13 protein-coding genes are annotated in these 10,990 nt (G+C 30.5%); 3 read left to right on the top strand and 10 right to left on the bottom strand.

The features are described from left to right. Positions 1–27: 27 nt before the first annotated feature. The 10 genes from J6569_RS10540 to J6569_RS10495 all read right to left on the bottom strand — a co-directional run bounded on the left by J6569_RS10540 (position 28) and on the right by J6569_RS10495 (position 7,086). Entirely contained in the window at positions 28–438 is a 411-nt protein-coding gene (locus tag J6569_RS10540) for a hypothetical protein (protein WP_296318406.1), read from the bottom strand. Positions 439–860: 422 nt separating this feature from the next. Then, on the bottom strand, positions 861–1,472 hold the full coding sequence (locus tag J6569_RS10535) for a hypothetical protein (protein ID WP_065610599.1): 612 nt from the start codon (positions 1,470–1,472) through the stop codon (positions 861–863). A 448-nt stretch (positions 1,473–1,920) separates the two neighbouring features. Further along, positions 1,921–2,214 carry a hypothetical protein gene (locus J6569_RS10530; protein WP_085166133.1) on the bottom strand — a complete coding sequence of 98 codons (294 nt, stop codon included), beginning with the start codon at positions 2,212–2,214 and terminating at the stop codon, positions 1,921–1,923. Positions 2,215–2,468: 254 nt separating this feature from the next. Beyond that, positions 2,469–2,915 (bottom strand): type IV secretion protein Rhs, encoded by a 447-nt coding sequence (locus tag J6569_RS10525; RefSeq protein ID WP_174799410.1) that lies wholly within the window; start codon positions 2,913–2,915, stop codon positions 2,469–2,471. Positions 2,916–3,161: 246 nt separating this feature from the next. Then, on the bottom strand, positions 3,162–3,557 hold the full coding sequence (locus J6569_RS10520) for a hypothetical protein (RefSeq protein WP_085166131.1): 396 nt from the start codon (positions 3,555–3,557) through the stop codon (positions 3,162–3,164). Positions 3,558–3,747: 190 nt separating this feature from the next. Next, positions 3,748–4,086 (bottom strand): hypothetical protein, encoded by a 339-nt coding sequence (locus J6569_RS10515; RefSeq protein WP_065608879.1) that lies wholly within the window; start codon positions 4,084–4,086, stop codon positions 3,748–3,750. A gap of 309 nt (positions 4,087–4,395) precedes the next feature. After that, entirely contained in the window at positions 4,396–4,530 is a 135-nt protein-coding gene (locus J6569_RS10510; RefSeq protein ID WP_255456993.1) for a hypothetical protein, read from the bottom strand. A gap of 417 nt (positions 4,531–4,947) precedes the next feature. Beyond that, positions 4,948–5,430, bottom strand: coding sequence for a hypothetical protein (locus J6569_RS10505; RefSeq protein WP_296318405.1), 483 nt, complete (start codon positions 5,428–5,430; stop codon positions 4,948–4,950). 44 nt (positions 5,431–5,474) lie between these two features. Next, complete coding sequence (locus J6569_RS10500) at positions 5,475–5,843, bottom strand: hypothetical protein (RefSeq protein WP_085166158.1); 369 nt, start codon at positions 5,841–5,843, stop codon at positions 5,475–5,477. Positions 5,844–6,054: 211 nt separating this feature from the next. Beyond that, on the bottom strand, positions 6,055–7,086 hold the full coding sequence (locus tag J6569_RS10495) for an SMI1/KNR4 family protein (protein WP_296318404.1): 1,032 nt from the start codon (positions 7,084–7,086) through the stop codon (positions 6,055–6,057). Between the two features lie 113 nt (positions 7,087–7,199). On the opposite strand from J6569_RS10495, the gene J6569_RS10490 reads away from it, so the two are divergent. From J6569_RS10490 to J6569_RS10480, 3 genes are all read left to right on the top strand, one after another. Beyond that, positions 7,200–7,541 carry a hypothetical protein gene (locus J6569_RS10490; protein WP_085163978.1) on the top strand — a complete coding sequence of 114 codons (342 nt, stop codon included), beginning with the start codon at positions 7,200–7,202 and terminating at the stop codon, positions 7,539–7,541. Between the two features lie 587 nt (positions 7,542–8,128). After that, positions 8,129–9,862 (top strand): arginine--tRNA ligase, encoded by a 1,734-nt coding sequence (gene argS, locus J6569_RS10485; RefSeq protein ID WP_065589904.1) that lies wholly within the window; start codon positions 8,129–8,131, stop codon positions 9,860–9,862. Between the two features lie 70 nt (positions 9,863–9,932). After that, positions 9,933–10,919 (top strand): transglycosylase domain-containing protein, encoded by a 987-nt coding sequence (locus J6569_RS10480; RefSeq protein WP_296318403.1) that lies wholly within the window; start codon positions 9,933–9,935, stop codon positions 10,917–10,919. Positions 10,920–10,990: the final 71 nt, after the last annotated feature.

The raw sequence follows: 10,990 nt of genomic DNA, 5'->3' as shown, positions 1-10,990 counted from the left end.
TTGTTACCTTCTCTTATTTTTAGTTTATCATAACAATGACCTTATAAAACTGGTACTAATTAGTGTAGCCGATCCATTTTCTCCAAGACAAAAGGTAAAGTCTTTATTAACAAAATAGATAGCAGGAAATAAACCATCATTTCTATTTTCAAGATATGATAAAAAGTTTTTCAAAGAAGATAAAAATAAGTACATATTTTTTCCTTTTCCATCGACTAATACATAACCCTGTATATTTTTATCTATATCAAGATTAGTAATATCAATCGCCCCTTTTGGCGCTATATAGTGATTCCATAAAGGACCATGAGTCTTTATATCTTTTTTAACAAAAGGTTTTCTGAAAGTATGAATAATAACTTTTCTAATTTCTATTGCTTTATCGTTCTCAATGTTTGTACCAAAAAAATTGGTATATGTCGAAAATAATAGGTCCATAAATTAATTCCATATATCATAAAATACATGTCCGTCTGCCCCTTATTTAGTCTGCCAGTCATACCATTTTATATGTTGAAGATCATTATCGAATGGAACTGTAGATTCTGGAATTCTATGATATTCATAGCCTCAGTTTACAGTTTTAGGGTGTAGTTTATTATGTGAAAAACCTTCACCAAAAATATCTTCAATTAGCTCTCAAGTATTGCGCTCATTTGGAACACGTATATTGTGAATGTTATTGCCATCATTATCAGTTACATATACTCTAGTCATTCTTAATTTTCTACTGCTTTTTGCTATGCTTTTATTCCTGGCTTTGCATTGCAGACGGATTTTGCGACCGTTTTTAAACTGGTATTTAGCACCAGAGAGGGTATAATACTTTTCGATGCTGTCAGATAGTTATGTTAAAATAATTATGCCATTTGAACAAAAAAAAGACCCGCATTATTAAAATCATCAATTTTCTTTTTTAAAAATAAATACCCAATAGCATCAGATAAAAATAATGCTCCACCATCATGAACTGGAATATCTGATGAATATAATTGACCAATAAAATCATATTGTTGCATTAATTTTTCACAAGCAACAATTCCCTTGGGTATTTTATTTGACAAAAAAGAAAATGTTGGATAATCACTATTCTTTAATTGTGTTTTTTTTAATTCAAGATATTGAGGAGCAAGGCTATTACTATTTTCGCATAGCTTTGATATGCCTGTTAACGTTACTCTTGTAAATCCTGATTTTAAGTGATCGAGTTCTGCATCATCACCAAAATAAACAATATCGTCTAAGAAATATCTATTTTCATTATAAGTTGAAAATACGGAAATATATTTATCTTTAGGAAGATTAATTCCACTAATAGAATCAGATAATTTATCATTATCAATTGTGAATAATAATGTTAAATTTTCACCTAATGGATTTTGGGGCCACTTGCCATCAATAAATGCACCTCCTCCAAATTTGATACCACTATTTTCATTTGATGAAGGTATAAGTTCATATACTTGTTGCATGATATCTCCATTAACAACATTTGCTAATTTTTTATAAAATCTATCTGTTTTTTTTCAGGAATACCAGCTCTTTTCAGAAAATAAATTTGTAAATACCTCTAGACTTAGTACACAACTTACGTAGAAAATTAAGCTGCTTGTTTTGGTGTTTTATACCCAATCGATGTTATGTTATTTAATGCCTCATGCGGTCTTTCAGTGTTATAATGTAATCCAGACCTTATCTAAATACTATCTCTGATATCTAATAAAATCTTGCTATATTGATTCATACTCAATTTCCTGAATACCCCTGCCCCATAACTGAAAACTGCATTTCCTCAGTATTTCGCCGTTCGCATCGGGCAGTTCTTCTGGACAGTCGTTCTATGCGGACTTTGCTCAGGTGGTGTTCAGCGTCATAGTGGTAGTACTATTAGCCAACCTAATTTAATTTCAGTTTTTCTTTTTAACTTAAAAATATTTTTTCAATATATTCGCTTACTTTTGAATTAATATTACTTATATACTTCATGTCTTCATAAGAGCCAAATTTTAAAGCACCTTCTAAGTTATCATGCAGGACTAAAAGATTATATGCTAATTCCTTTGAAATAAAATCTTTTTCTTTATAATTAGTTACCATTTCATCTAGTGAAGAATAGAGATCATTCATTGTTTTTTCATCTAACTTATTTAATAATCTAATTTTTCCAACTACGTCGATAATCTTTTCATTAACATCAGAATTTATAATGTTCATAAAATACCTAATTAGTTACATGTCCTGCAACCATATATTATTCGAGTTTAGTTAAAAAAGTCCAAAAGTTATGTTTTCATCTTGTCTAATAACTCTATAGACTTTGCCGTTTTTTATACAACCAAACTTTCTTTGCTAATCGATTAATTCACGTTAGAGAATTAGGCGCATACAGAAACAGATTAAATCTACCCAATAACCCAATCAGGTCTAGCTGAGTAAATTTACCTATATCTGGGTTTCAAATAATAAAATTAAACAGACTTTTTTAGTGATAATCCAAAATCGATAAATCCCTCAGAACTTATAACAAGACACCATTTATTTAAAGAATCAAAAAAATAATGATGTTGAGGGATGCTTTCTACAGCAAAAGCTAGAAAACTATCAAATTGATTAAATTTTAAATGTACTGCAAAATTTAAAGATGAATCATTTATATAGTAAATATCTCCGCTTTCTCTAATTTTAGCGGATATATCATTATCTATAATAAATTTTTTTATTGTAAATAACCAATTAGAATAGCTTCCAAAAAGTTGATTACTTTTGTGTTTAAGAGTTTTTGACCAATCAATTTTGGTTCCTTTCCACTCAAACGAATTAGATAATTGGTATGCAATATTTTCCCAGTTATCGATCAACTCTGCTGGTTCTGATAATTGAGAAAGTTTAATTTTTATTTCATCATCAAAAGTCATGAAACTCTCCATGGCTTAGAAGGAAGTTTAAATCTAAGCTACTACACTGTCGCTGACTGCTATTTAGTTTTACTATAAACTACTGTGATGCATTTCCCTACGTCTATTTATTTTTATAATAATTATAATAAATATGCTGTTCCACTGTTAGTTTATGTGCCAATTGACTCGTTTTATCTCATTTGTAATCCGCCCTTTGCACCAACTTGTATAGCTATAAAACAAAATACTACTAATAGATAATAATTATTTATATTTACTAAATTTTTCTACCCAGCCTTTTTTTGTGAATAGTTCACCTGATAAACCATCACTGATATCAACAATATTTTTTTCATTTTTGCCTTCTTGAGATATTAATAATCTTATACTTTCTTCATTTTGTTCTAGCATATCTAATGTATTGTAAATAACACTATCAATAGCAGTCAGTACTACTTTTTTTAAAATTTCAATCTGATGTTTATCAAATATTTTTAATTCATTATTTAATTTAACCATATTTGCAGATTTAATTTTACCTTGAACCATTCCTTCAAATTCAAAAATTGACTGATCTCTAACACGACTAATGAGCTTTTGACCAAAAATATCAAGTAATTCTTTATCTAGCATATTAAGACTCTCCGGTTTAATTCCCATGGATTTCCCCATAACTGAAAGCTGCATTCCCACAATATTTCACGGTTTGCATCAGGTTGCGCCGATGGTCTGTTTGATATCGGATGATGATACTTATCTGGTGCTGGTGGCCATCGCCATAAAAATGAGGCTAAGGCCAAATATATCCCTGTTATTTAAATAATTTATATTATTGCAGAAATTTAATAAATTAGAGATCTAAAAAATTGTCATATTCAGAATAATAATTTAATGCTTTTATAAATTCATTTGTAGTAGCTGAAGGTTTCTGATCTATAACTGAATCGACTACATCAGCAAATTGTTGACCTGAGTAAAGATAGTTTAGTTTCTTTTTTAACACAAGAGGCGGATAAATTTCTTTTCCATTATCATCTACATCTGGATAGTCATCAATGTAATAACTTTTATTACTTAGCAATTCTTCATCAGATTCACTATAGAGACAAAAATCATCACCTCTTTCAATATTGTCTTTCACATAAGAGATAATATCCTTTATTGGATAAAGATTACCTTTAACAAGCATAATATTCATACTCCGTAATAGAAATTATTTAACAAAGTTTCTTACTGATAAAATCATTTAAAATTCATTTTGATTATTCTTCTACATATCACGGCCACTTTTATAAATAACATCCGTTGTTGAAATTTTTAATGTTTCATTAAAGACCTAACTAAAGAAATTTGCTTATATCAAAATAAGAGTTCCCATGAAATCATTGTGTAAGTCAGCTTCTATTTTTAAATATCAACTTTAAAATTGATACTTGTGGTGCCTTTTGATTATCAAATGATTTAATTAAAGAAGAATAGTTTGAAGTTATTTCTTTGGTTAAAACGGCAAAGTTCCTTTTATACTCCCAAAATGCTCAACATTGACATCCAATGATTTAAAATAATTAAAAGCATCGATTATATTTGAGAATTCTTTAATTTCTTCTGTACCATAATCCTCAATAATTTCCATCTTTTTTCTATGATATAGAAAAGATACGTATTATATAATCCATTTTTCTTTTTCAGTGCGTATTGGAATAAATAGCATTCACCATCTATTTCCTTTACTTCATCAAATCCTCTAACCTTGCCTTTTTCTATGACAGAAATTAAATGTTCAATTGAAAAGTTATTCATCTATATCGATACTCACCATTGTTCCATTTGAACGTTTAATGCTTATATGGAGCAAAGAGCTATGCCCTGTTCCTTTAGTGTCGTCATAACCATATTACACGACAGATATTAGAATCAATAGAATAATTTTTTTGTAACAAATTTTACCACTTTTTTTGGATTTTACACTAATTTGCAGTTCCTTGAGGGCCTCCTTGTAAAAATTTAATGTTTTTAGGTTTTACAAAAAATTAAATACCTTTAAATATTATTAAAAGGGTAAATTAATTTTTTTATTAAGTTTTTCTTCAATAAGCATAGATAATTTTTCAAATAATGTTTCCCAAACCTGTACATACTCTATTTTACTGATAGAAAGTTTCATATCAGGAATTTTTCCATTATATATACCTACATCTGGTCCCTTCTTATATTCAAGTTCTACACCTTTATCATTAATGTCATAATAGAAGTAAAAATCTGAACCTTGCTCACAAAACCAAATATCATCTTTGCCTGTCCAATTATTTTTTACTCGTTTGATTGACTTAACTATTTCTTCATAACATACTGTTATATCAGGATAAAGATCAATATTTATTTTGTAAGTGCCTTTCAGTTTAATAAAAAACTCACAATCAACATATCTTCTCAATTCTTCCAATGCATATTGAAAATGAGTTAGTTCATCATCTATATCATTATCAATATCGCCTATAGGATTTTTATATTTAATATTGAATATGGTTTCCATGAATATATGACATAATTTTTACTTTGAGGTATTAATAAAAACACCTAGTCACAGTATACATATATATTTAAACCATCATTGAATGATTTTTCCAAAAAATCAATGAAATGAATAATTGTTTCAAGATGTAATTTTTTTGTTTTAATAAGACTTTTTAATTCCTTTATCAAAGGCTGAATTTCACCATATAAAATGGTAGTATCAGCATAATAATCATCAATTTTTTTTATTATTGGATACTGACTTAATGGTTTCGCATTATTGAGTAATTTATCATAATCAAATTTCCTAAATGAAAATACTGGTGTGCTTTCATCTATTTTCTTTTCATTTTTTGATGCCATAAAATCCAAAGCCATAAATACCTCATATTTAACTTGATGAGAAGCCTCTATTCCTTTTCCGTTTATCATTACCACTATTCAATCCCACTGATGGTTTCAAGCCAATCCATCACACACTGACACAGGTTAAACCTGACTAAAAACCTAAAACGGATCAAGCTGAACAAAGTGGACAATATCTGGAGCATAATACCTGAAAGTATTGTAATATAAGCCAGTTTTTATGTATAAATATTGTCTTCAATACCAACTGGGAGCAGATTAACCTAACGGCTATTATTTATAAACCATATAAATCATCTAGATCATCTTCACACACTAATTTAGAAATAAATTCATTAAAGCTATTGCATAGAAAAAGAGTACTCTTATCTTGATTATCCGTTAAAGATAAATTGTCTGACCATGTGTCAAGAGTATAGTAGTATATTTTTCCATTATTAATATCGATGCAGAAATAATTACCACCTGCCTCAATCGCAAAAGGTAAAAAAGTTTCCGGTAATAACTTTCTACCCCATAAATCTGCTGCTTTGAAAGGCATTAAATAGTTCTTGTTATTATTAAATTTTTTATAGTATTTAACAGGTATGAGCTCATGGATTACAACCCATTCAAATTCACCTTCAGGATCCAGCCAAGCATTATTCTCTGGCATTCCACCATTGTGGTGTAACAGGAATTGTCTTAATTGAACAGGAATTTTTATCTTTAAAAGTTTTTCAACCTCATTTAGGTCAGCGGTATTAATTGCTTGTTCTGAGTCATAGAATTTGTTACTTGCTCTTGGTTTAATATCTTCATCTTCAACGTTTTTTTCTTGATCTTGCTCTTCATCATAAGTTAAAGCATTTAAAAAATTTTCTAATGAATCAGATAAATAAATGCTATTTTTTTTAAAATTTTGTTCTGTATTTAGAGTATCGTCCCATTCTAGTCTGAGATATTGATATATCGCACCAGTATTAATATTTATACACAAAAAACCATTGCTTAAATCGCGAGCAAAAGGTAACAGCTCCTTAGGTAACTTTTTATCGTCCCAATGTTTGAAGGCAATACCTTCCATGATAAAATCTGGGTCATTTTTAAATGCTTTATTATATTTTATAGGAATAAAATTAAAAACTTGAAGTTTGTATGGAGGAACAGTTGTTTTCCAAATATCTTTATATACCATTCCTCCATTACAATTAAGGTAAAGCTGTTTTAAAGAATCTGGAATTGTGATACCTAACTTCTTTTCACAAGCATTTAAATCTTTATCAGTCAGTTTTTTTTCGTAGTCATAAAAATTATCTATATTAATCATATTAATTCCCCAATTATATTACATCTGTAATTATCGTTTTAAAAATTGTTCAAAAAGTACAAAATTCATCTACTATATAAATAGAATGAGATGTTAATTTTTAGATAAATGCTATGATCCAACAAATATTAAATAATATAAAAAATGGTCCAACTATTTTAACGTTATCTCAGATAATAGACATAATAAAATATCTTCAAGCAATTACAGTTGATGAGATTTTAAAAAATGATAAAGCTTTTTTGGAGATATTAGATTTATTAGTTGATTCTTATTCTGATTCTGCAATATTTGAAATCGATAATGATAATAAATTATTTTTACATCATTTTAGTGATTGGCTGCTCAAATTAGGGAAAAAATACCCGCTTGGTAAAAATCAAGATAATTTAAGCTCTTATTCAGATATGTTTTTAAAAGAAATGTGCAATAAAAATATTACTCGGGGATGTTGAGCTTTTGTATTCATCATGATCCTTCTTTACATTTTTAACCGTATCATACAACATGCTAATATCGTTATACCAATTGGCGATATTTATAGACACTAGCAATATGACCCTTTCGTGAGTTTTTTATTGAAATATCTCATCACGGACAACCAATTCAAATTTGATAAAAAATACCTTCTAACGTGTTACAATACGCTTATTTATTATCCAATTTAGCCTGTATTTAGTATCCATTTTTATCTCTTTTTCCAAGTGGGTATTTGTCAATATTAGTCAGGACATAAATTCATATTGATCTTACACAGTGTTGTGAGAGTATTTTTCCGCTCTAAAATTGCTCAGGTAGACTATTGATTTTATTGAAGTTTTTATAAATGGTATTTTTTAGAAAAATCAAACAATTACATTATATTTTTGTTTTTTGATGAAAACTAAAGCTTGATTAAAACATTTTGGCTGTGCATCAATTTTATTTGATTTTTTACACTCTTTTTAATAAAAAGGATCCCTCCCTTTTTATGCGATCAGTGACAATTCATCACTTTGTCGGTATTATATTGGGCATTTTATTATAATTGGTTAGGTTTAGTGTGAATATTCAACAATTATTAACGCAACGTGTTTCGCAAGCTATGATTATGGCAGGTGCAGATAAGAACTGTGACGCTTTAATTAAGCAATCAAACAAAGCACAATTTGGTGATTACCAAGCTAATGGCATTATGTCAGTTGCCAAAAAACTTGGTATGCCACCTCGAGATCTTGCCCAAGCTGTTTTGCAACATTTAGATATCGATGATATCGCCGAAAAAGTTGAAATTGCAGGTCCTGGTTTTATTAATATCTTTTTGAAAAATAGCTGGATTGCTGAGCAAAATGAAGTTGCTTTAAGTGGTGATAAGCTTAATATTACTTTACCCGCCAAACCGCAAACTATAGTAGTTGATTATTCGGCGCCTAATGTCGCCAAAGAGATGCATGTTGGACACTTGCGTTCAACTATTATTGGTGATGCTAGCGTTCGTGTTTTATCTTTTTTAGGTCATAATGTTATTCGTGCTAATCATGTTGGTGATTGGGGAACACAATTTGGTATGTTAATTGCGTATCTTGAAAAGATGCAAAATGAACATGCCAATGATATGGATCTTTCAGATTTAGAGTCATTCTACCGCGCTGCTAAAAAACACTATGACGAAGACGAAGTGTTTGCCGAAAAAGCTCGTAATTATGTAGTGAAATTACAAGGTGGCGATGAATATTGTCGTGATATGTGGCGCAAGCTAGTTGATATTACCATGACGCAAAATATTGCCACTTATAAACGTTTAAATGTTACGTTATCGCTTGAAGACACTATGGGTGAAAGCATTTATAACAGCATGCTACCTAATATTGTTGCCGATTTAAAACAGAAAGGGCTTGCGGTTGAAAGTGAAGGGGCGATTGTTGTTTTTCTTGATGAGTATAAAAACAAAGAAGGCGAACCGATGGGTGTTATCATCCAAAAACGTGATGGTGGCTACCTTTATGCAACAACCGATATTGCTTGTGCTAAATACCGTTACGAAACGTTACATGCCGATCGTATTCTTTATTATACTGATTCCCGCCAACATCAACATTTAGAGCAAGTTTGGGCTATTGTTCACAAAGCTAAGTATGTACCAGAATCATTAAAGCTTGAACACCATATGTTTGGTATGATGTTAGGTAAAGATGGTAAGCCGTTTAAAACCCGTTCTGGCGATACTGTTAAATTAAATGATTTACTAGATGAAGCGTGTGAACGCGCAACAACTTTAATTCGTAACAAAAATCCAGATCTTTCTGAAAGTGAGCTTGCAAAAATTGTCGATGCGGTGGCTATTGGTGCAGTTAAATATGCTGATCTTTCTAAAAATCGGACTACTGATTATGTTTTTGATTGGGATAATATGTTGTCATTTGAAGGCAACACCGCACCTTATTTGCAATATGCTTATACCCGTGTGTTATCAATTTTTAAAAAGTCCAATATTTCTGAAGATAGCTTAACAGCTAATATTAGTTTGGAATCTGATAAAGAGCGTGCTTTAGCAACTCGTTTAATTCAATTTGATGAGACTATTTCAATCGTGGCAAGCGAAGGTACACCGCATGTGCTTTGTGCTTATCTTTATGAAATTGCAACGCTGTTTTCAAGTTTTTATGAAAACTGCCCTATTTTAGCAGCCGAAAACGAAAGCCTGAAACAAAGTCGCTTAAAATTAGCTTCTTTAACAGCTAAAACACTTAAAACTGGCCTTGATATGCTAGGCATTAAAACTGTTGATAAAATGTAATTTAACCACCACCGATGTGAACGCATTGGTGGTGTTTTTTAATACATGCGTTTTAAGCTTTTGACTAAATATGTTTAGGTTTATTATTCGTCATCAAAATAAATTAATGGCTTTGTTACTATTATTTATTGCGATCCTTATTATTCGTTTGTTATCTCATGCTCCTCTTTCTGAATCACTTACTTTTTCAAAGCGCTATTATGATAATAATAACCAGCTAATTCGAATGACATTAGCCAATGATGATCGTTATCGTTTATGGACGCCTTTAGAAGATATTTCGCCTGATATTGTTAATGGTTTGTTACTGCACGAAGATCAGTGGTTTTATTATCATGTTGGCTTTAATCCATTTAGTCTAATTAGGGCTTTTGGAGCAACCTATCTTGGTGGTGGAAATCGTCAAGGTGCTTCAACCATTACCATGCAACTTGCGCGAATGCATTGGCGGTTAAATACTAAAACCATTGGTGGGAAGTTGCATCAAATTGCTAGGGCTATACAGTTAGAGTTGATGTATTCTAAACATGATATTTTAGAAGCGTATTTAAATTATGCCCCTTTTGGTCGCAATATTGAAAGTATTGGTGCTGCGTCATTTATCTATTTTAATAAACCACCTTCACAAGTCAATTTGCCCGAGGCGTTAACTTTGGTGGTATTACCTCAATCACCAACATATCGAGTTGATCGAAAAACCGGATTTGCTGGCAAAGCGTTAGTTAAAGCAAGAAATCAATTATTTGAGCGTTGGCAAGAAAAATATTTTGTTGATAGCAATATTGTCGCTCTTTTTTCGCAAAAGTTGGTTTTGCGTCAACCAGAACGAATGCCTTTTGGTGCACCGCATTTTATTAATCAAATCATTCAACAACAGCAAAGCGATGCTCAAGAAATTAAAACTACGTTAGATAATAATCTGCAAAAAATCATTAGTCGGCAAGTCAATTTGTTTATTGAGCGAAATCGCATAAAAGGTATTAATAATGCGTCGGTAATTTTGGTTGATACCCAAACAATGAAGGTTAAGACACTGATTGGTTCGGCTAATTTGTAGTAGCTCAAACTTAACCTGACAGACACGTATTACTCATCGGCTTTCATTTTAACAAAATGCGTGTCCGATGA

This window comes from Gilliamella sp. (genome assembly GCF_024104075.1).
GTDB lineage: Bacteria > Pseudomonadota > Gammaproteobacteria > Enterobacterales > Orbaceae > Gilliamella > Gilliamella bombi.
This window is presented reverse-complemented; position numbering and strand designations above follow the sequence as displayed.

Coding starts and splice junctions, on each gene's coding strand:
- J6569_RS10540 (WP_296318406.1), bottom strand. CDS start 438: ATGGACCTATTATTTTCGACATATACCAATTTTTTTGGTACAAACATT.
- J6569_RS10535 (WP_065610599.1), bottom strand. CDS start 1,472: ATGCAACAAGTATATGAACTTATACCTTCATCAAATGAAAATAGTGGT.
- J6569_RS10530 (WP_085166133.1), bottom strand. CDS start 2,214: ATGAACATTATAAATTCTGATGTTAATGAAAAGATTATCGACGTAGTT.
- J6569_RS10525 (WP_174799410.1), bottom strand. CDS start 2,915: ATGACTTTTGATGATGAAATAAAAATTAAACTTTCTCAATTATCAGAA.
- J6569_RS10520 (WP_085166131.1), bottom strand. CDS start 3,557: ATGGGAATTAAACCGGAGAGTCTTAATATGCTAGATAAAGAATTACTT.
- J6569_RS10515 (WP_065608879.1), bottom strand. CDS start 4,086: ATGCTTGTTAAAGGTAATCTTTATCCAATAAAGGATATTATCTCTTAT.
- J6569_RS10510 (WP_255456993.1), bottom strand. CDS start 4,530: ATGGAAATTATTGAGGATTATGGTACAGAAGAAATTAAAGAATTCTCA.
- J6569_RS10505 (WP_296318405.1), bottom strand. CDS start 5,430: ATGGAAACCATATTCAATATTAAATATAAAAATCCTATAGGCGATATT.
- J6569_RS10500 (WP_085166158.1), bottom strand. CDS start 5,843: ATGATAAACGGAAAAGGAATAGAGGCTTCTCATCAAGTTAAATATGAG.
- J6569_RS10495 (WP_296318404.1), bottom strand. CDS start 7,086: ATGATTAATATAGATAATTTTTATGACTACGAAAAAAAACTGACTGAT.
- J6569_RS10490 (WP_085163978.1), top strand. CDS start 7,200: ATGATCCAACAAATATTAAATAATATAAAAAATGGTCCAACTATTTTA.
- J6569_RS10480 (WP_296318403.1), top strand. CDS start 9,933: ATGTTTAGGTTTATTATTCGTCATCAAAATAAATTAATGGCTTTGTTA.